The sequence below is a fragment of the Candidatus Pantoea communis genome (assembly GCF_011752685.1).
GTDB classification, from domain to species: domain Bacteria; phylum Pseudomonadota; class Gammaproteobacteria; order Enterobacterales; family Enterobacteriaceae; genus Pantoea; species Pantoea communis.
Genome location: NZ_VWXC01000002.1, coordinates 352,286 through 372,345 on the forward strand (window position 1 = coordinate 352,286; position 20,060 = coordinate 372,345).

A 20,060-nucleotide genomic window follows, 5' to 3' on the forward strand; every position below is an offset into this window, starting at 1 on the left:
CGATCATGACTGAACAACCTTTCTGGCAGACAAAACGCCTTGACCAAATGGACGATGCAGAGTGGGAATCACTGTGCGACGGCTGCGGCCAGTGCTGCCTGAACAAGTTGCAGGATGCGGACACCGACGAAATCTACTTCACCAATGTGGCCTGCAATCAGCTGAACATCAAAACCTGCCAGTGCCGTAACTACGAGCGCCGGTTTGAGTACGAAGAGGACTGCATCAAGCTGACGCGTGAAAACCTCACCACCTTTAACTGGCTGCCGCGCACCTGCGCCTATCGTCTGTTAGGCGAAGGCGGCACATTGCCTGCCTGGCATCCATTGGTGGCCGGTTCGAAAAAAGCGATGCATGCGCAGCGTATCTCGGTGCGTTATATCGCGGTACGGGAAAGCGAAGTGCGCGACTGGGAAGATCACATTATCGATCGGCCCGATCGTAACGGTTGACGTGATAACAGGCAGCGAGAGCTGCCTGTTTCGTTTTGATTAGCGGCTAAACAGATCGCGGCGTTTTGGCTTAAACGGCTGGGCAATCAGCACCAGTGCGCCAACCAGCAGATACGCGGCAAAGATGACGATCATCCATTGTGGCATGCTCCAGGTCAGGAATGTCCAGCTGCGTTCGGCACAATCACCGCTGGCGACAAATACTGATGGCAGCCATTTATCCAACGGCAGCCAGGTCGGGAAGCGTGCGGCAAAGTCACAAGTAACAAACGGATTCGGGTGCAGCTGAATATTAGTATGTTCAATCGAAAGCATTAATCCCTTATAAGCGCTGTAAAGCCAAATCAGGATAGCGGCCCAGCGCAGTGGCAGGGATTTCGGGGCGAACGCGCCAACGATACCTGCGCCCATGACGCCAAACAGCGCACAACGTTCGTAGATACACATCACGCAGGGTTTCAGTCCCATGACGTGTTGAAAGAAGAGTGCAGTCAGTTCAAAAGCCAGTGCTGTCAGAGCCAGCAATAACCATGCCCCGCGTCCTCGTGAGCATTGATTCAAATATCGCAACATATTGCTTATCCTGTAACCATTAATGCTTCGCAGTGTAAACCAAAAGCGTAACCGTGCCAGCCAGGTAAGGGGAAAAAATCATGTACAAAAATGACTTAAGCCTGATCCAGGCCATAAAAAGCGCATTTACTGATCAAGCGGAGGTGGCAGAAGATCCATACGACGCAAACGAGTGCGTTGCCGTCTGACCGGTTAAAAACACTGCTGAATTTTGCGCCAGCGCGCGCTTTTAATCGGTTGTCAGTCTATTTCCGCTATAGCCGCTCTGGTATGATGAGTGCCATTACGACAAAGAAAGCAATGAGAAATAAATGCTATGGTGATTAAGGCGCAAAGCCCCGCAGGATTTGCTGAAGAGTATATTATTGAAAGCATCTGGAACAGTCGCTTTCCGCCGGGGTCTATTCTGCCTGCTGAACGTGAGCTTTCTGAACTGATTGGTGTCACGCGCACCACGCTGCGTGAAGTTTTACAGCGTCTGGCACGCGATGGATGGTTAACCATTCAACATGGTAAACCCACGCGCGTGAATGATTTCTGGGAAACCTCCGGTCTAAACATTCTCGAAACGCTTGCCCGCCTCGATCACGATAGCGTACCGCAGTTGATTGATAATCTGCTGTCGGTGCGTACCAACATCGCCTCGATCTTTATTAGTCGTGCATTGCGTCATCATCCGGACAAAGCGCGCGAAGTGCTGGAAACTGCACTGAGCGAAGAGGATAAAGCAGAAGCCTACACCGAACTGGATTATCGCGTGTTCCGTGGTTTGGCCTTTGCCTCCGGTAACCCGATTTATGGTTTGATCCTGAACGGTTTAAAAGGGCTGTACACCCGCGTGGGGCGCCACTACTTCTCTAATCCCGAGGCGCGTCAGCAGGCTCGTAGCTTCTATCGTCAACTGGCGGATTTGTGCAGTGCGAATCCCACGCAGGACCAGATTGTCGATACGGTACGTGAGTATGGTCGTCGCAGTGGAGAGATCTGGCATAGCATGCAAAAAAGTATGCCCGATGATTTAGCCAGCAAGCGCTAAAGGAAAACCGGACTTTAACAGTCCGGTTTTTTTATGTTTACAGTGCGGGTCCACGTGTTGGCGACCGGTCCAGCAGCTCAACGCTGCCGTCTTCGTTCTGTTGTTCCAGAATCACATCGAAACCCCACAACCGATGCACATGCTTCAGCACTTCGCGGCGGCTTTTATCCAGCGGCGCACGTTGCTGTGGCACGTAGCGTAAGGTCAGCGAACGGTCACCGCGCAGATCCACATTATAGACCTGAATGTTAGGCTCCAGATTACTCAGGTTGTACTGTGCTGACAGTTGCTGGCGGATGGCGCGATAGCCTGCCTCATCGTGGATCGCGGCAATTTCCAGGAAGTTATTGCGATCGTCATCCATTACCGTAAACAGGCGGAAGTCGCGCATCACTTTGGGTGACAGGAACTGGCTGATGAAACTCTCATCTTTAAACTCGCGCATGGCAAAGTGCAGCGTTTTCAGCCAGTCGGAACCCGCAATATCCGGGAACCAGTAGCGATCCTCTTCTGTCGGTGACTGGCAGATACGCTTGATATCCTGGAACATGGCGAAGCCCAAAGCATAAGGGTTTATGCCGTTATACCACTGGCTGTTATACGGTGGCTGATACACCACATTGGTGTGGCTGTGCAGGAACTCCATCATAAAGCGTTCCGACACTTTCCCTTCGTCGTAGAGATGGTTGAGGATGGTGTAATGCCAGAACGTCGCCCATCCTTCGTTCATCACCTGCGTCTGTTTCTGCGGGTAGAAATACTGGCTGACCTTGCGCACGATGCGCAGCACCTCGCGTTGCCAGGACTCCAGCAGCGGGGCGTTTTTTTCCATAAAGTAGAGTAAGTTTTCCTGCGGTTCCGAAGGATAGCGCGCCGCTTCCACGTGCACGGACTCCTTCTCTTTACGCGGCAGGGTGCGCCATAAGGTGTTTACCTGGCTTTGCAGATACTCTTCACGGCTTTTTTGCCGCGCTTTCTCTTCCTGCAGCGAGATCTTTTGCGGACGTTTATAGCGATCCACGCCGTAGTTCATCAGAGCATGGCAGGAATCGAGCAGCCGCTCCACTTCTTCGACGCCATATCGCTCTTCACAATCGGTGATGTAATTACGCGCGAATAACAGGTAATCGACGATGGAGCTGGCATCGGTCCAGCTGCGGAATAAATAGTTATTTTTAAAGAAAGAGTTGTGCCCATAGCACGCGTGCGCCATCACCAGCGCCTGCATGGTCATGGTGTTCTCTTCCATTAGATAGGCAATACAAGGATTGGAGTTGATGACGATTTCGTACGCTAAACCCTGCTGGCCATGTTTATAGCGTTGTTCGGTTTCAATGAATTTTTTGCCGAACGACCAGTGGGCGTAGTTAATCGGCATACCCACGCTGGAGTAGGCATCCATCATTTGTTCGGAGGTGATGACTTCGATTTGATGCGGATAGGTATCAAGCCCGTAGCTTTTCGCTACACGGTCGATTTCCGCCAGATAGACATCAAGCAGTTCGAAGGTCCAGTCGGGTCCATCACTGAGTCGTTTACTGCTCCGGGTTGGCTCGTCAAAGATTGTCGTCATAGCGCACCTCTGTTTTGCAAGCGGCAGGCAACGGATTGTCACCTGTCACGATCGTTTAAGGCTTCATCCTGAGAAAGACGGCCCAATAAAACTGAGCGAACACTTCAATGATAGTCCACTGTCGCTTATCCGAAACCGGAACTCAATCGAATTCTTTTGGCAGAAAATCATTCAAAAATCGACGCTTAAGTCATTACTAATGACAACTGTTGGTTTTGGATTAATTTGCAGAATAAAACTCTGTTTATAAGTGCATTATATGACTGCGGCGCTTTCTCCTGAAAAAAGAGAAAAGCACTGCCCTGCGCATAATAAATTGCTGGTTAATGGTTTTATGGCATAAAAAATCCTGATTTTTGCACTACCTCATGATTTCTGTGTGCAGGAAGGTGAAAAACATGTGAAATATGTCTGTCGAATGTAAGATAAGAAGTGCTGTCTGGTTATGCTGATTCAGGCAGCATTCATAGTTGATTATGCTTTTGCCGCGACGAGGGGCTTATGCGCGTAGTGATTCTTGGAAGTGGTGTCGTGGGAGTGGCGAGTGCCTGGTATTTGGCGCAGGCTGGACATGAGGTGACGGTCATCGATCGCCAGCCGGGGGCCGCGCTGGAAACCAGTGCCGGCAACGCTGGCCAGATCTCTCCTGGTTATGCGGCGCCCTGGGCGGCACCGGGCGTGCCGCTTAAAGCGGTAAAATGGATGTTTCAGCGTCACGCGCCATTGGCCGTTCGCCTCGACGGCAGTAAGTTCCAGCTGGAATGGATGTGGAACATGCTGCGTAACTGTGACATGCGCCATTATCAGGAAAACAAAGGACGCATGGTACGTATCGCGGAATACAGTCGTGATTGCCTGAAAGCATTGCGCGCCTCGACCGGTATCGCCTATGAAGGCCGGCAGGGTGGCACCTTGCAGTTGTTCCGCACTCAGCAACAGTTTGAGAGCGCCAGCAAAGATATTGCCGTGCTCAAAGAAGCCGGCGTGCCATACGAACTATTGGAAGCACACCAGCTCCACAGCGTTGAACCGGCGCTGGCCACGACCGCACACAAACTGACCGGTGGGCTGCGTTTACCGAACGATGAAACCGGAGACTGCCAGCTGTTTACGCAGCGCCTGGCCGAGATGGCAGCCGCTGCGGGTGTCACCTTCCGCTATGACACTCAGGTTGATCAACTGCTGCGTGAAGGCAATCGCATTTACGGTGTGAAGTGTGGTGATGAGGTGGTTAAAGCGGATGCCTATGTGGTGGCCTTTGGTTCCTACTCGACCGCGTTGCTGAAAGATATCGTCTCAATTCCGGTTTATCCGCTAAAAGGCTATTCCCTCACCATTCCGATTAAGAATCCCGACGCTGCGCCGGTGTCCACCATCCTCGATGAGACCTACAAAGTGGCGGTCACGCGCTTTGACGATCGCATTCGCGTGGGAGGCATGGCGGAAATTGTTGGTTTTAACACCAAACTGACGCCTGCACGACGTGAAACGCTGGAGTTGGTGGTCAGCGATCTCTATCCTGAAGGCGGTTTTGTTGAACAGGCCACGTTCTGGACAGGATTGCGTCCGATGACGCCGGACGGCACGCCGATTGTCGGGCGTACGCCGCTGTCCAATCTCTATCTCAACACCGGTCACGGAACGCTGGGATGGACCATGGCCTGTGGTTCCGGTCAGCTATTGGCTGATTTGATTTCCGGTCAGAAACCGGCGATTGCCGCAGACGATTTGTCAGTACTGCGCTACCTGCCGGGTTTCGAACCCCATTCATCGCCGTTGCGTAACGCTAACGCGGCGCGTTGAGACCTCAGGGAGAGCACAAGCATGTCACGTCCTACTGGCGCCACCATTAACCAACAGGCGCTGCGCCACAATCTGGCGATTGTACGGCAGGCTGCACCACAGTCGCGGGTTTGGTCAGTGGTCAAAGCCAATGCATACGGGCACGGTATCGCGCGTGTCTGGCAAAGTCTGGCAGAGACCGATGGTTTCGCGCTGTTGAATATGGAAGAAGCGATTCTGTTGCGTGAGCAGGGTTGGAAAAAACCGATTCTGTTGCTGGAAGGTTTCTTCCATGCTGAAGATCTAACGTTGATCGATCGTTATCGCTTGACCACCAGCGTGCACAGCAACTGGCAGATTCAGGCGCTGGCCAAAGCTTCACTTTCTGCACCGGTTGATATCTATGTGAAGATGAACAGCGGCATGAATCGGCTGGGTTTCCGTCCTGAACAGGTTCAGGCGGCGTGGCAGAAACTGCGTGCGCTCCCTAACGTCGGTGAGATGACGCTGATGGCGCATTTTGCGGACGCGGAAAACCCGGAAGGACTTATCGAACCGATGAAGCGCGTTGAACTGGCCGCCGAAGGTTTGGATTGCCCGCGCTCGCTCTCCAACTCTGCCGCCACGTTGTGGCATCCTGAAGCGCACTTTGACTGGGTGCGTCCGGGGATCATTCTCTATGGCGCATCGCCAAGTGGGAATTGGCAGGATATTGCCAGCAGCGGCTTGCAACCTGTGATGACGCTGAACAGTGAAATCATTGGTGTGCAGCAGCTCAGTGCCGGTGACGGTGTGGGCTATGGCTATCGCTATCATGCATCGGGCGCACAGCGCATTGGTATTGTGGCCTGCGGCTATGCAGATGGCTATCCACGCCATGCGCCAACCGGCACGCCAGTGAGCGTCGACGGTATTCGCACCCAGACGCTGGGCGCGATCTCCATGGATATGATGATGATTGACCTCGAACCTTGTCCGCAGGCCGGGATTGGTTCCAAAGTGGAACTGTGGGGCAATCAGGTGAAAATCGATGAGGTGGCGAAAGCCGCCGGCACGGTGGGCTACGAGCTGATGTGTGCACTCGCGCCCCGCGTACCGGTTGAGATTATTTAAGCGCGGTCACGCTGCCGTGCATTTTCTTACTGCAGCGCCAGGCAATCAGAGCCAGCGCTGCACCTAAAAGCATCATCAAAGCCAGTGCTGATTTTTCTGCAACCGGCAATGCCACAATCATCAGGCTACCACCCGCGCCGCACGCCATCTGAATAAACCCCTGCAATGCCGCGGCAACGCCTGCCTGCTGCTGATACGGTTCTAACGCGTAGCTGGTGGCCGGGCCAACGGTAAAGGCCAGTCCTGCAACCGATACCGCCACCGGAATCATATACAGCGCCCAGTGTGTCTGCCATACGGCAGGCAACAGCGTCATTCCCGCCAGCAGCAGAATGGCACCCAGCAGCATGGTGACGAAGCCCATCACCAGGCAGAACGGGCGTCCGGCTTTACGGATAGTCTTATTCACAAACGCACTGACCAGCATGATCCAAAAGCCGTTGGCACCAAAGGCAAAGGAGAATTGCAGGGGCGTCAGACCCCCTTCCGTCATCAGCACGTGGGGTGCCAGTGACACATAAGTCAGCACCATGCCGAGCGCACCCGCATTGGCAAAGGCGAAGGCAAGAAAACGCGGTTCACGTGCAATCGCCGCGTACTGCGCCAGCGGCAATCCTTTAACTCGCAGCGTATCGGCAGGACGGGTTTCCGGCAGGCAGAACACCACAATCAAACCAATCACGGCAGCATAGCCACACAGGAACCAGAAGGGCGCACGCCAGCCGTAGGCTTCAGCAAGGATACCGCCCAGCAGTGGCGCCAGTGCCGGCACAATATTCAGTGCACCATTCAGGAAACCATAGGCGCGTGCGGCTTCATCACCGCTTAAACGATCGCGCACGCCACTGAAGGCCACCACAGCACTGCAACAGACCGCGCAGCCCTGAATCAAACGGGCGAGGAAGAACACCGGCCATACGGTGGCGGTCGCAGCCACAGCGCTACCAACGATGTAGAGTGCCAGGCCAATCAGCGCAATCGGCTTACGGCCAAAATTATCTACCAATGGTCCGGTCACCAGTTGGCCGATGCCCATCACCAGTAAGAACAGCGGAATGGTAATCTGAATCAAACTGACCGGGCTGTTCAGGCCTTCAGCGATTTGCGGCAGAGTGGGAAGGTAAAGATCGATGCCGAGCGGTGCCAGCAGCACCAGGCTTAAAAGCAGCAGGGTAAATTTTTGCATCTGAAACCAGAAACGTCCTGTTAAACAAGCGGGAAGGGTAATGACTTAGCCGGGAAAAAGAAAGGAATAAAAAAGCGATGTCTGCTGGACCAACACAGACATCGCGTCGAGGGTAGGATCAGTAAGCGCCGTCACGGCGTAACACTACGCCTGCGGTTTTGAACAGAATGGCAATATCGGTCCACAACGCCCAGTTCTTCACATACCAGGAATCGAAATAGACGCGGGTGTCGTAGTCTATGTCGTTACGACCACTCACCTGCCACAGACCCGTCATGCCCGGTTTCGCCATCAGGTAATAATCGACATCCCCTGCGTAACGTTCCAGCTCAGCTTCGATAACCGGACGTGGTCCCACCAGACTCATCTCACCACGAATCACATTCCACAACTGCGGCAATTCGTCGAGACTGGTTTTACGCAGGAAGCCGCCAATTTTGGTGATGCGTGGATCGTTCTTCAGTTTGAAATCACGATCCCATTCGGCACGCGCTTCTTCACTGGTCGCCAGCAGGTTTTGCAATACTTCCTGCGAGTTGGTGACCATCGAACGGAACTTCAGGCATTTAAACTTCACACCGTCTTGCCCAACGCGTTCATGTCCATAAATGGCATTGCCGCCATCACGTTTCACCATCGCACACAGCAGACCAAATACCGGGGCAAGGAACAGCAGCAACAGTGATGCCACCACGATATCGAAAGTACGCTTGAGGAAGCGGGATGAGCGTTTCGCCAGATTGTTGCTGACGCGCAGGATCATCACTTCGTGGCTGAAGATGAATGACATATCAGTGCCATACAGCGGCACACCGCGCAGGGTTGGAATCACGGAGATGGAGCGGCACTTCATTTTGGACAGGAACTTCAGCCATTTATCGCGCACCACCTGCTGTTCAAACTCAGTGGCGACGATAAATTGCGTGTTGTCGCGATCCATCGTTTGCCAGTTGATGTCTTTCCAGGTGATCACGGGTACACCATTCACTTTCTCAGGGTGGTGCTCATCTTCCAGTGAGATGAAAGCCTGGACGTTGTAGCCGAGGATTTCCTCACTCTGCAGGGCTGCATAAGCTTCCATGGCATTCTTGCCTGAACCAATGATGATGGTCTCTTTCTGCCACTGACCTGCGCGGTTAATGGCACGCTTGACCACCGCACGCATCAGCGGCAGCAGTAGCAGTGCGTAAGTCCAGCTAAACACCCAAACCATGCGCGAAAAATCCCACCTGGAGAAGGCAATCAGCGCCAAATCCAGCAGCGAGAAGACGAACAGGGTTTTAACAATCTCTTTTAACTCGAACCAGAACGGTTTGCGGTAAGTGTAATGACGCATGCGCACCCAAAACCACGCGGTGCAAAGTACAGAAAGCCCTAATTGAGCGATGAAGCGGTACTCAATCTGCTGCGGCGGAATAAAGGTGTCCAGTTCTCCCCAAATACCCTGAACGGTTGCTGCAGATAAAAACAAAGCCAGATTCAGAGCAATTAAATCCGAAAAGCTTAAAGCGACTTTTGCGATGAGATTTTTACGCAATCCGCTCCACGAGCGGGTTGCATCATTCATTACCAATGTACTTGCCATAAAACCTGCTCTCTTTTCTTAAGTAAAAGATGGCCTGACCAGAATCAAGTACGCGCTCAGGAGTTGTCCACCGAAAATAAAAAGAAATGATTTTTCAGTGCGATATAAGTCAATGCTGCCATAAGCGCTGCATGGAAAGGGCCGTTTGAGACGTGATGTACGTCACGAAAAGCTGCAGCAACGTTTAAGAGTATGCAGGAGTTATTTGACAGAGTTAATATGGAAATAGTCTTAAAAGGAAATAAATGCTGCGTGAAATAGTGAGTTAGCTAATTGAAATACAAGGTTAAAACCAAAAAAAACACAGATAGAACGCTTCATTTTAAGACTGCTTTTAGGAATGACCGCCATACGAAGCGGATGGCGGCGGGGGTACATCAGGCGGGTTTTTTTAATACCCAGCGGTCTTGTTGCTTGTCATAGTGTCCGATCTGCAGATCGACGGGCTCGCCATCAATCCACGCCGGCACGCTGGTTTCATGATCCCAGCCATCGAGTTGGTAACTCAGGCCGGGGTTGGTATTGCAGGGAATGCTGATGGTATCGAGCTTTTCAGCATTCAGTTCTGCATCAACGATCTCGTAACGACCAATCTTTACCACGTGTCCCATGCGCTTCTCCCGTTTGTGCTGGGTGGAACAGTGATCATAGTCGCTCACGCGCAGTTTTGGCGTATTCGCGGTTAGGATTACTCCTTGTCTTCCATGACACGTACGCCAATTTTAACGATTTGGTTGTCCTCTTTCTCTGCCACGGTCCAGGTCAATTGGTTCCACTCCACCTGATCGCCCACCACCGGTGTACTGCCCAGCAGGCCCATCACCAGTTGACCGAGGGATTGCTGATCGTTGGTGGTTTCATCGAGTTCCAGCCCATAAATTTGCGCCACATCGCGTAAACGTGCCTCGGCATCCAGAATGAAGTCACCAAAGAAGCGCTGATCGAGCGCGACGGGTGGAGACTGACTGAACATTTTACCCAAAGCGGGCAAATCACGTTCACGTCCAATCACACATAGCACATCGCCCTCTTTAAGGCGCGTGCTACCGTTGGGATGCATCAGCGCGTTATCGCGGAACAGGGCAGCGATGCGCGTTTCGCGTGGCATCTGCAAATCACGCAGCGCGGCTCCGATACACCATTTATCAGCACTAAGTTGGTAAACAAACTGCTCCCAGGGGTTTTCAGGGTGGATGTCCAGTCCGACGCGGCTGATAGGTGATGCAGTAGGGGGAACCACAACTTTGGCGCGTTTGGCCGCATAGCCCAGTGAGGTGCCCTGCAGCATCAACGACACGAGAACCACGAAGAAGGCGATGTTGAAGTAGAGCTTGGCGTTTTCCAGCCCGGCCATCATCGGGAACACCGCGAGGATAATGGGTACTGCGCCACGCAGGCCAACCCAACTGATAAAGATGCGTTCGCGGCCGGTGAAACCTTTAAATGGCAACAGGCCCACCAGAATTGAAAGCGGACGCGCCACCAAAATCAGCCAGAGAGATAAAATCATGGCAGGAACGGCGATATGCCACAAATCAGATGGCGTCACCAGTAAGCCGAGCACGATAAACATGCCGATCTGACTCAACCACGCCATACCATCGAAGGTTTGCAGAATACCGTGACGGTTGCGGATCGGGCTGTTACCCAGCAGATAGCCACACAGGTAAACCGCCAGAATACCGCTGCCTTCCATCACCGTGGTCAGTGCAAACACAATGATGCCGCCACTTAACGCCAGCAGGGGATAGAGACCTTGCGCCAGATTGATACGGTTAATCAGTTGCTGTAGTGCCCAGCCGCCGCCCAGCCCCAGTACAATACCGAGCCCGAACTGTTGCACCAGATGTACCACAAACATCCAGCTTAAGCCTGACTGGCCTTGCTGGATCATGTCAATCAGCGTGATGGTCAGGAATACCGCCATGGGATCGTTACTGCCGGATTCAATTTCCAGCGTGGAGCTGACACGTTCGTTAAGCCCTTTATCCCCCAGCAGCGAGAAGACGGCGGCGGCATCGGTGGAACCGATAATCGCGCCAATCAGGAAACCTTGCATCAAATCGAGTTTAAAGAGCCAGGCTGCAGCCAAACCGGTCAAACCGGCGGTTATCATCACACCGACCGTGGCGAGTGATAATGCGGGCCCCAGTGCCACCTTGAATGAGCTGGCTTTGGTGCGCATGCCGCCATCCAGCAAAATAATCGCCAGCGCGAGGTTAGAAACCAGATACGCCACCGGGTAGTTGTCAAAAGCGATGCCGCCAATCCCATCAACGCCGGTCAACATGCCTAACGCAAGGAAGATTACCAGAATAGGGATGCCAAGCCGTGACGAGAATGAACTCAGAAGAATACTTGCTGCGACCAGCACGGAACCAATAATAAACAAACTGTAAATCATGCTGGCATTCAACGGCGTTCTCCTGCGGTACGAGCGAAAATGACAAACTGCGGGGGATTCACACAGACAAGGTGAAAAGATAATGCCTTATCAATAGCTTGTCAGCGCTTAATTGCATATTTTTTCAATCTGCGGAGCGCTATCCCATAGATCGTTAAAATTGTGTGAAAAATCAGCGGGGATTTCAGGCGAATGAGCGGTGGCGCGGAAAAGAAAAAGCCGGTCATTGACCGGCTTGATGTTCAGGCTTCTGCCACCTGTTTGTGGAAAAGTTCTCTAAATACTGGGTAAATGTCTTCTGGCTCGCGGATGTGCTGAATCGCGAAGTTATCAAACATGGCTTGCAGATGTTCATACTCACGCCACAGCGTCTGGTGCGCACGGCGCGTGATTTCGATGTAGCTGTAATAACGTACAACCGGCAAAATATGTTTGGCCAGAATCTCATGACATAACGGAGAGTCATCCGCCCAGTTGTCACCATCAGAGGCCTGTGCCGCATATATATTCCACTGCGCAGGGTCATAGCGCTCTTTAACCACTTCATCCATTAACTTCAATGCGCTAGAGACAATGGTGCCGCCGGTTTCCTGCGAGTAGAAGAACTCCTGCTCATCGACTTCTTTCGCCTGCGTATGGTGACGGATATACACCACCTCCACATTTTTATAGGTCCGGCTCAGGAACAGATAGAGCAGAATATAAAAACGCTTCGCCATGTCTTTCGTGGCTTGATCCATGGAACCGGACACATCCATCAGGCAGAACATCACCGCCTGGCTGGAAGGCTCAGGGCGCTTCTCAAAGTTTTTGTAGCGTAAGTCGAAGGTATCAATAAAGGGTACACGTTCAATGCGTGCCCGCAGTTCGGCAATCTCTTTGCGCAGCCGCTCCTCTTCCAACAACTGAGCCGGTTCACTGTTCTCCACTTCAGTCAGCGTGGCTTCCAGTTCGTGCAGCATACGGCGTTTACCGGCGGTCATGGCAGTACGACGCGCCAGTGAATTTTGTAGCGAACGCACCACACTGATGTTGGCCGGTACCCCATTTGAGGTAAAGCCCGCGCGGTGCGTTTTATATTCGTTCAATTGTCGATGCTGATTTTTACGCAGATTTGGCAGGGCAAGATCTTCAAACAGCAAATCAAGATATTCATCTTTCGATATCTGGAAGACAAACTCATCCTGACCTTCACCGTCCTGACTGGCGTTGCCCTGACCGCTGCCACCGCCACCACCGCCCCCTTGTGGGCGCTCAATGCGGTCGTTCTGGACGAAATGATCGTTCCCCGGATGCACGCGATGGCGACTGCCGCCGCGTCCCTGATGGAAAATGGGCTCATTGATGTCATCGATAGGAATCGAGACAGATTCGCCGCTCTCCACGTCGGTGACCGACCGCTTGTTGATGGCCTCGGAGATCGACTGCTTGATTTGCGACTTGTAACGGCGCAGGAAACGCTGCCGATTGACCGCGCTCTTGTTTTTACCGTTCAGACGCCGATCGATAAAATAGGCCATACATATCCCCCAAACTACAGTGCAAGCCAGGCCGGAACCACTCCGGCCTCCTGTTGCGGCGTCGCGGCGCCGCGTAGCTTACAGGTAACGATTAAGACGATTTACGCACGCGCAGATACCATTCGCACAACAGGCGCACCTGCTTGCGGGTATAGCCTTTCTCCATCATGCGATCGACAAAATCATCGTGTTTTTTCTGTTCGTCCGTTGAGGTCTTGGTATTAAACGAAATCACCGGCAGCAACTCCTCGGTATTGGAGAACATTTTCTTCTCAATGACCGTGCGCAGTTTTTCGTAGCTGGTCCAGTTGGGATTACGTCCGCTATTTTGCGCCCGGGCACGCAGCACAAAGTTGACGATCTCGTTACGGAAATCTTTCGGGTTACTGATCCCGGCAGGTTTCTCGATTTTTTCCAGCTCGGCGTTCAGTGATTCACGATCAAACAACTGTCCGGTATCGGGATCACGGTATTCCTGATCCTGAATCCAGAAGTCGGCGTAGGTTACGTAGCGGTCGAAGATGTTCTGGCCGTATTCTGAATAAGACTCCAGATAGGCGGTCTGAATCTCTTTGCCGATAAACTCCGCGTATTTCGGAATCAGATAACCTTTCAGGTGCTCAAGGTATTTCTCTGCCAGATCCTGCGGGAACTGCTCGCGCTCAATTTGTTGCTCCAGCACGTAGAACAGATGTACCGGGTTGGCCGCCACTTCTGCATGGTCAAAGTTGAATACGCGCGACAGAATCTTGAACGCGAAGCGGGTCGAAAGGCCGTTCATGCCCTCATCCACGCCAGCGTAGTCATGATACTCCTGCCATGATTTCGCTTTTGGATCGGTATCTTTCAGGCTTTCACCATCATAGACGCGCATTTTTGAATAGATGCTGGAGTTTTCCGGCTCTTTCAAACGCGACAGGATAGAGAAGCGCGCTAAGGTCTCCAGCGTGCCTGGTGCACATGGCGCCGTCGTCAGCTCACTGTGATTAAGCAGTTTGTCGTAGATTTTGATCTCTTCCGACACTCGCAGGCAGTAAGGCACTTTGACAATGTAAACACGGTCCAGGAACGCTTCGTTGTTCTTGTTGTTACGGAAAGTCACCCATTCTGACTCGTTGGAGTGCGCCAGAATGATGCCGTTAAACGGCAGGGCAGAGATCCCTTCAGTACCGTTGTAGTTACCTTCCTGAGTGGCGGTCAGCAATGGATGCAGCACTTTAATCGGTGCCTTAAACATCTCGACGAATTCCATGATGCCCTGGTTCGCGCGGCAGAGTGCGCCCGAGTAACCGTAAGCGTCGGGATCGTTCTGCGCGTGGTTTTCCAGTTTGCGGATATCCACCTTACCGACCAATGCAGAGATATCCTGGTTGTTTTCATCACCCGGTTCCGTTTTGGCGATGGCCACTTGCTCCAGGATGGAAGGCCAGACTTTAACCACTTTAAAGCGGGTAATATCGCCGCCGAAGTCATGCAGGCGTTTTGCTGCCCACGGCGACATGATGGTGCCCAGGTAACGCCGCGGCACGCCATACTCTTTCTCAAGAATGTTGGCGTCTTCCTGCGGGTTGAACAGGCACAGAGGATGATCGTTGACCGGGCTGCGTTCGCCATCAGCGCTCAGCACGTAGATCGGTACGCGTTGCATCAGGGCTTTCAAACGCTCAGCAAGTGACGATTTACCGCCACCGACCGGCCCCAGCAGGTAGAGAATCTGTTTCTTCTCTTCCAGGCCTTGCGCAGCATGTTTCAGGTAGGAGACGATCTGCTCAATCGCTTCCTCCATACCATAAAACTCTTCGAAGGCGGGATAGCGTCCCATGACGCGGTTAGAGAAGATTCTGGAAAGGCGTGGCTCCTGCGCCGTGTCAACCATCACCGGCTCACCGATAGCCATCAATAGTCGCTCTGCAGCGTTGGCGTATGCACTGCGATCCTGCTTACAGATAGCGAGAAATTCCTGCAGTGTGAACTCTTCGTCCTTGGCAGCTTCATAACGCTGACGATAGTGATCGAATATATTCATAGCGATGCCCGTCCTTTCGTTTTTAGCACAGGTAAAGGAGCGAAATTAGATACGTTTGCAGCTCCCGGAAGATATTCTTTATTGAGTACAGCAACCCTTATGCCAACCTGACGTTTTTTTATCGGGATACACAATTCTTATGGTTACTCTGCTCGTACAAAAAGTCTCGGCTTACTTTTAACTGTAGAAGGCATTCAGAAAATCTGCAGCCACTTTTCTCCTTATTTAGCGATATATCAATAACAAAGTCTCATAAGCACTAAGGCATTCCGTTTGCATGTCTACCACTGCAACCTGCTTCAGACTATTCCGCATGGGTGATAAACATCCCTGATTTAACGTTAACCCAGCGCGAAAATTTAGTTAGACTCTGCGTGTGATTGTTATATTAATGGACTGATTAAATTGTGAACCAATTCAAACTTAAAGCGCTTGCTTGTGTTGTTCCTTGTTATTTTGCGGCGTTCAGCACTCATGCAGAACCCTTATCTCTCGGGGCTTCGGTTATTTATGCCCAGTCACCTTATCGCGGTGGACAGGACCGATACATCCCCATCCCGGTCATCAATTATGAAGGCGAAAACTTCTGGTTCCGTAGCTTGCAAGGCGGCTACTACCTGTGGAAAGACCAGCAGGATCAACTGTCATTAACCTTGCTGGGTTCACCGCAACAGTATGATCCCAAGGATAACGATCTGGGTGACATGAAGGCTCTGGATAAGCGCCGGATGACCCTGATGGCAGGTGCCACCTACCGCCATGTTGCGGATTGGGGTATCGTGCGTACCGCTCTGCTGGGCGATGTGCTGAACAACAGTAATGGCATCATCTGGGATCTTACCTATCTGTATCGCTTCGATTTTGGCGCGTTCAGCCTGACGCCAGGCATCGGTGCAATGTGGAACAGCGCCAATCAAAACCGCTACTACTATGGCGTGTCTTCGCACGAAAGCGCGCGGACAGGTATTGCTGAATATCAACCGGACGACAGCTGGTCTCCTTATGTGGAAATGAACGCCAGCTACCAGATTAGCGATAGCTGGAACGCCAGTTTGTCCGGGCGTTACACCCGCTTTGATAGCGAAATCAAAGACAGTCCGATGGTGGACAAAAGTGGTCAGTTCACCCTCTGGACCGGCATCAGCTACAGCTTCTAATGGTTTTACATCGCGCCTCGTAATGAGGCGTTTTTATTACATTGCACCAATAACGCGCCCCATCATGGCGCATCAGGAGGCGTAATGAAGACGATTCAATTCCGTGGAGAATCAGCTTTACCTGCTATTGGGCAAGGAACCTGGTATATGGGGGAGAATGCAGCGCTGCGTCGTCAGGAAGTCATGGCGTTACAGGCTGGATTGGATCTGGGGATGAGACTGATTGATACCGCAGAAATGTACGCCGAAGGCGGGGCGGAAGAGGTGGTGGGCGAAGCGCTACGCGGACGCCGCCATCAGGCCTGGCTGGTGTCAAAAGTCTATCCGTGGAATGCCGGGGAAGTGGATGCGATAGAGGCCTGCGAGCGCAGCTTACAGCGCTTAGAGACCGATTATCTTGATCTTTATCTGCTGCACTGGCGCGGCAATGTGCCACTGGAAGAGACCATTCACGCCATGGAAACCTTACAGCAGCAAGGAAAAATTCGGCATTGGGGCGTATCGAATTTCGACACGGACGATATGCAAGAACTGTGGAGTGAGACGGGCGGTGAAAACTGCGCAACCAATCAGGTGCTGTATCACCTGGCATCACGAGGAATCGAATACGATTTATTAGCCGCCTGCCAGCAACGTGATACGCCGATAATGGCCTATTGCCCTCTGGCGCAGGCGGGACGTTTGCGTCAATCGCTGTTTGATGATCCCCATTTGCAGCAGATTGCACAACAGAAGAGCATCAGCGTGGCACAATTACTGCTCGCATGGGTGATTCGTCAATCTGGCGTGATCGCCATTCCCAAAGCCAGTAGCCAACAACACGTGGTGGAAAATGCCGCAGCGTTAAATCTGCATTTGAGCGTTGAAGAATTAGCTATCATCGACCGGGCATTCCCGGCACCGCAGCACAAAACGGACTTAGACGTGGTGTAGCGGCGCATCAGCGCCGCAAACTTACTTATTGCGCACGCGCAGCGTGGTACCGAGGCGAGCAGGGGATTCACCGGCGCTTTTCATCGGCTTGTTGATGCGAGCCGTTTCCACGCAGACCATGGTTTTGTAGCCCTCGTTAGGCATATCCGCCATGCTGCAGGATAATTCTGGACCCGGATTCCATGTGACAACGTCACTTTGATAGTGGTGGTACACTTCAATCTGACGCTTTCCTGCGATGTCGTGAATCACACTGCAATCTTCGGCGGCGGTGTGAATCCGATCGACGCGATCAGGGTAGGTTTGCTTGCCATCAGCCAAACTGCCTACCGTGTTAGCGTTCACCTTGTCGATAAAGCTATTTCCTAAGCCACTCACTTCCACCTGAGCAATATCGGCGATCTGGAAGTAGGTGTGTAAGGCTGCGGTGGCTTCGTAATCGCCCCAGGCTTCCAGCTCAATTTCACAATGCTCGGCGATACGGAAACGGGCCAGCAGGGTGAAATCATGCGGCCACAGCTTCTTCGTTTGCGCGTTGCTTTCCAGTGTGAACGTCAGCATTACAGCATCTTCGTTCTCATCGTGTGCAGTCAATGTCCAGGGTTGATTACGGGCGAAACCATGCGCCGGTTCACCTGCCGGACCAAACCAAGGCCAGCAAATCGGCACGCCTCCACGGATTGCTTTGCCTGCGACAAACGGCGTCTTATCGCTCAACCAGATCACCGGTTGCTGGCCGCTGGGCTGCCATGAGAGCAGATGCGCGCCTTGCAGCGCAATCGCCGCTCGGACCTTGGGATGGCTCACGACGACGATGGGTAAATCGCCCATCTGGCGTTGTGACAGATAAGGGGTGATCTGATTCACCACCGGTAAACTATAAAGCGTATCTTGCATCGTCAGACCTTCTCTTCTTCCAAATGAAAAAAAAGGGGCGACCGAAGTCACCCCTTGTCTGTTTCGCCAGTCGCTTACTTAGAAGCAACCAGTGCAATCAGATCCAGAACTTTGTGTGAGTAGCCAGTTTCGTTGTCGTACCATGAAACCAGTTTCACGAAGTTGTCGTTCAGTGCGATACCGGCTTTAGCATCGAATACTGAAGTCAGGGTTTCGCCATTGAAGTCGGTTGATACAACGTCGTCTTCGATGTAGCCCAGAACGCCTTTCATCTTGCCTTCAGATTCAGCTTTGATCACGGCACAGATTTCTTTGTAAGTGGCTGGTTTTTCCAGACGTACAGTCAGGTCAACAACAGACACGTTCGGGGTAGGAACGCGGAACGCCATACCGGTCAGTTTACCGTTCAGCTCTGGCAGAACCACGCCCACTGCTTTAGCAGCACCGGTAGAAGATGGGATGATGTTCTGAGCTGCGCCGCGGCCGCCGCGCCAGTCTTTGTGAGACGGGCCATCAACGGTTTTCTGGGTAGCGGTGGTAGCGTGAACAGTGGTCATCAGACCTTCAACGATACCGAAGTGGTCGTTGATCACTTTAGCCAGTGGTGCCAGGCAGTTAGTGGTGCAAGATGCGTTAGAAACGATATCCTGGCCAGCATATTTTTCAAAGTTAGCGCCACGAACGAACATTGGGGTCGCATCTTTAGAAGGACCGGTCAGAACCACTTTCTTCGCACCAGCCTGAATGTGTTTGCGAGCGGTTTCGTCGGTCAGGAAGATACCGGTTGCTTCTGCAACAACGTCAACACCCACTTCGTCCCATTTCAGGTTAGCCGGGTCTTTCTCAGCGGTAACACGGATTTTCTTACCGTTAACAATCAGCGCGCCGTCTTTCACTTCTACGGTGCCGTCGAAACGACCGTGCGTAGAGTCATACTTCAGCATGTAAGCCATGTAATCGGCGTCGAGCAGGTCGTTGATCGCGACGATTTCGATGTCAGAACGCTGCTGTGCAGCACGGAAAACGATGCGACCGATACGGCCAAAACCGTTGATACCTACTTTGATAGTCATATATTCCACCAGCTATTTGTTAGTGAATAAAAGGTTGGCTGTAAAATTACAAAAACCTTACCAGGCGTCAAGCGGAATCGTGTCAATTGTTGCGACAGGTCAATTCCAACGCCAGGAATAATTGGTTGCGCAATCGCTTACGCAGCACCCTTATTGCGCGCCTATGTTACGCCGAATACCGACCGAAAAGGGATGACTTTTGCAAAGGGTGATCGACGTCACAATTTTGCGCTGTGGCAGTCGTGGCGAACGGGTTCGCACGAAAAAAGACCATGATGATGTTGTTCGTTTGTTAGAATACTAGTCGATTTTTACAGAATGACACTCCGGAACTCAAAATGGCTAAAGACACCGCACCCGAGGCAAAAATCGCGCAGCTTTCTGAGATGCAGCGCTATGTCACACAGCATCGCGGCACGGAACCTCCTTTCAGTGGCGCGCTACTGCACAACAAGCAGGAGGGCATCTACCACTGTTTAGTGTGCAATTCACCGCTGTTCCTCTCCGACTCTAAATATGATTCAGGCTGCGGCTGGCCGAGCTTTTACCAGCCTTACAGCGACGAAGCGATTCGTTATCTGGAAGATGATTCCCACGGCATGCACCGCGTGGAAATTCGCTGTGGCAATTGCGATGCGCATCTCGGCCACGTGTTCCCGGATGGCCCGCAGCCTACCGGTGAGCGCTACTGCGTTAACTCTGCCTCATTGAGCTTTACCGATGAGCAGGGCAAGCAACAAGAGGGCTGAG

General features: G+C 52.4%; 17 protein-coding genes. 7 read left to right on the top strand and 10 right to left on the bottom strand.

What is annotated here, in order from left to right; genetic code table 11:
* The first annotated feature begins 5 nt into the window (after positions 1-5).
* A complete protein-coding gene (gene ycgN / locus F3J37_RS05770) occupies positions 6-452 on the top strand; it encodes a cysteine cluster protein YcgN (RefSeq protein ID WP_034828749.1) in 447 nt (148 codons plus the stop codon).
* Positions 453-491: 39 nt separating this feature from the next.
* Here the strand turns inward: ycgN and dsbB are convergent, their stop codons facing one another.
* Complete coding sequence (dsbB, locus tag F3J37_RS05775) at positions 492-1,025, bottom strand: disulfide bond formation protein DsbB (protein ID WP_034828752.1); 534 nt, start codon at positions 1,023-1,025, stop codon at positions 492-494.
* Positions 1,026-1,341: 316 nt separating this feature from the next.
* Between dsbB and fadR the strand changes: the two genes are divergently transcribed.
* On the top strand, positions 1,342-2,061 hold the full coding sequence (gene fadR, locus F3J37_RS05780) for a fatty acid metabolism transcriptional regulator FadR (protein ID WP_034828755.1): 720 nt from the start codon (positions 1,342-1,344) through the stop codon (positions 2,059-2,061).
* Positions 2,062-2,098: 37 nt separating this feature from the next.
* On the opposite strand, the gene F3J37_RS05785 is transcribed toward fadR, so the two are convergent.
* Positions 2,099-3,634 carry a SpoVR family protein gene (locus F3J37_RS05785; RefSeq protein WP_097116914.1) on the bottom strand — a complete coding sequence of 512 codons (1,536 nt, stop codon included), beginning with the start codon at positions 3,632-3,634 and terminating at the stop codon, positions 2,099-2,101.
* 501 nt (positions 3,635-4,135) lie between these two features.
* Between F3J37_RS05785 and F3J37_RS05790 the strand changes: the two genes are divergently transcribed.
* The gene (locus F3J37_RS05790; RefSeq protein WP_166932338.1) at positions 4,136-5,437 is read left to right on the top strand and encodes a D-amino acid dehydrogenase; all 1,302 of its coding nucleotides are present in this window, start codon (positions 4,136-4,138) and stop codon (positions 5,435-5,437) included.
* A gap of 21 nt (positions 5,438-5,458) precedes the next feature.
* Complete coding sequence (gene dadX / locus F3J37_RS05795; RefSeq protein ID WP_034828760.1) at positions 5,459-6,529, top strand: catabolic alanine racemase DadX; 1,071 nt, start codon at positions 5,459-5,461, stop codon at positions 6,527-6,529.
* Here dadX and F3J37_RS05800 read toward each other — a convergent pair.
* From F3J37_RS05800 to yeaG, 6 genes are all read right to left on the bottom strand, one after another.
* On the bottom strand, positions 6,522-7,715 hold the full coding sequence (locus F3J37_RS05800) for a multidrug effflux MFS transporter (protein ID WP_166932340.1): 1,194 nt from the start codon (positions 7,713-7,715) through the stop codon (positions 6,522-6,524). The genes dadX and F3J37_RS05800 overlap by 8 nt on opposite strands.
* A 118-nt stretch (positions 7,716-7,833) precedes the next feature.
* The gene (gene wbaP, locus F3J37_RS05805) at positions 7,834-9,300 is read right to left on the bottom strand and encodes an undecaprenyl-phosphate galactose phosphotransferase WbaP (protein WP_166932342.1); all 1,467 of its coding nucleotides are present in this window, start codon (positions 9,298-9,300) and stop codon (positions 7,834-7,836) included.
* A gap of 377 nt (positions 9,301-9,677) precedes the next feature.
* Positions 9,678-9,911 (bottom strand): DUF1480 family protein, encoded by a 234-nt coding sequence (locus F3J37_RS05810; RefSeq protein WP_034828766.1) that lies wholly within the window; start codon positions 9,909-9,911, stop codon positions 9,678-9,680.
* 77 nt (positions 9,912-9,988) lie between these two features.
* Positions 9,989-11,716 (bottom strand): potassium/proton antiporter, encoded by a 1,728-nt coding sequence (locus tag F3J37_RS05815; RefSeq protein WP_038646621.1) that lies wholly within the window; start codon positions 11,714-11,716, stop codon positions 9,989-9,991.
* A gap of 230 nt (positions 11,717-11,946) precedes the next feature.
* A complete protein-coding gene (locus F3J37_RS05820; RefSeq protein WP_034828771.1) occupies positions 11,947-13,224 on the bottom strand; it encodes a YeaH/YhbH family protein in 1,278 nt (425 codons plus the stop codon).
* Positions 13,225-13,315: 91 nt separating this feature from the next.
* On the bottom strand, positions 13,316-15,250 hold the full coding sequence (gene yeaG / locus F3J37_RS05825; protein WP_034828773.1) for a protein kinase YeaG: 1,935 nt from the start codon (positions 15,248-15,250) through the stop codon (positions 13,316-13,318).
* Positions 15,251-15,657: 407 nt separating this feature from the next.
* Between yeaG and F3J37_RS05830 the strand changes: the two genes are divergently transcribed.
* Together F3J37_RS05830 and F3J37_RS05835 are read left to right on the top strand one after the other, a co-directional pair.
* Entirely contained in the window at positions 15,658-16,407 is a 750-nt protein-coding gene (locus F3J37_RS05830; protein WP_058959835.1) for a MipA/OmpV family protein, read from the top strand.
* Positions 16,408-16,491: 84 nt separating this feature from the next.
* On the top strand, positions 16,492-17,340 hold the full coding sequence (locus F3J37_RS05835; RefSeq protein WP_166932344.1) for an aldo/keto reductase: 849 nt from the start codon (positions 16,492-16,494) through the stop codon (positions 17,338-17,340).
* A 21-nt stretch (positions 17,341-17,361) separates the two neighbouring features.
* Here F3J37_RS05835 and F3J37_RS05840 read toward each other — a convergent pair whose 3' ends face one another.
* Positions 17,362-18,237 carry a D-hexose-6-phosphate mutarotase gene (locus tag F3J37_RS05840; RefSeq protein WP_166932346.1) on the bottom strand — a complete coding sequence of 292 codons (876 nt, stop codon included), beginning with the start codon at positions 18,235-18,237 and terminating at the stop codon, positions 17,362-17,364.
* Positions 18,238-18,311: 74 nt separating this feature from the next.
* Complete coding sequence (gene gapA / locus F3J37_RS05845) at positions 18,312-19,310, bottom strand: glyceraldehyde-3-phosphate dehydrogenase (RefSeq protein ID WP_034828788.1); 999 nt, start codon at positions 19,308-19,310, stop codon at positions 18,312-18,314.
* 338 nt (positions 19,311-19,648) lie between these two features.
* On the opposite strand from gapA, the gene msrB reads away from it, so the two are divergent.
* Positions 19,649-20,059: a peptide-methionine (R)-S-oxide reductase MsrB gene (gene msrB, locus F3J37_RS05850; protein WP_034828790.1), complete on the top strand. Its 411-nt coding sequence runs from the start codon at positions 19,649-19,651 to the stop codon at positions 20,057-20,059.
* The last annotated feature ends 1 nt before the right edge of the window (position 20,060 follow it).

What these genes read in the sequence shown, in the direction of transcription:
- ycgN (WP_034828749.1), top strand. Translation starts at nt 6, where the DNA reads ATGACTGAACAACCTTTCTGGCAGACAAAACGCCTTGACCAAATGGAC.
- dsbB (WP_034828752.1), bottom strand. Translation starts at nt 1,025, where the DNA reads ATGTTGCGATATTTGAATCAATGCTCACGAGGACGCGGGGCATGGTTA.
- fadR (WP_034828755.1), top strand. Translation starts at nt 1,342, where the DNA reads ATGGTGATTAAGGCGCAAAGCCCCGCAGGATTTGCTGAAGAGTATATT.
- F3J37_RS05785 (WP_097116914.1), bottom strand. Translation starts at nt 3,634, where the DNA reads ATGACGACAATCTTTGACGAGCCAACCCGGAGCAGTAAACGACTCAGT.
- F3J37_RS05790 (WP_166932338.1), top strand. Translation starts at nt 4,136, where the DNA reads ATGCGCGTAGTGATTCTTGGAAGTGGTGTCGTGGGAGTGGCGAGTGCC.
- dadX (WP_034828760.1), top strand. Translation starts at nt 5,459, where the DNA reads ATGTCACGTCCTACTGGCGCCACCATTAACCAACAGGCGCTGCGCCAC.
- F3J37_RS05800 (WP_166932340.1), bottom strand. Translation starts at nt 7,715, where the DNA reads ATGCAAAAATTTACCCTGCTGCTTTTAAGCCTGGTGCTGCTGGCACCG.
- wbaP (WP_166932342.1), bottom strand. Translation starts at nt 9,300, where the DNA reads ATGGCAAGTACATTGGTAATGAATGATGCAACCCGCTCGTGGAGCGGA.
- F3J37_RS05810 (WP_034828766.1), bottom strand. Translation starts at nt 9,911, where the DNA reads ATGGGACACGTGGTAAAGATTGGTCGTTACGAGATCGTTGATGCAGAA.
- F3J37_RS05820 (WP_034828771.1), bottom strand. Translation starts at nt 13,224, where the DNA reads ATGGCCTATTTTATCGATCGGCGTCTGAACGGTAAAAACAAGAGCGCG.
- yeaG (WP_034828773.1), bottom strand. Translation starts at nt 15,250, where the DNA reads ATGAATATATTCGATCACTATCGTCAGCGTTATGAAGCTGCCAAGGAC.
- F3J37_RS05835 (WP_166932344.1), top strand. Translation starts at nt 16,492, where the DNA reads ATGAAGACGATTCAATTCCGTGGAGAATCAGCTTTACCTGCTATTGGG.
- F3J37_RS05840 (WP_166932346.1), bottom strand. Translation starts at nt 18,237, where the DNA reads ATGCAAGATACGCTTTATAGTTTACCGGTGGTGAATCAGATCACCCCT.
- gapA (WP_034828788.1), bottom strand. Translation starts at nt 19,310, where the DNA reads ATGACTATCAAAGTAGGTATCAACGGTTTTGGCCGTATCGGTCGCATC.
- msrB (WP_034828790.1), top strand. Translation starts at nt 19,649, where the DNA reads ATGGCTAAAGACACCGCACCCGAGGCAAAAATCGCGCAGCTTTCTGAG.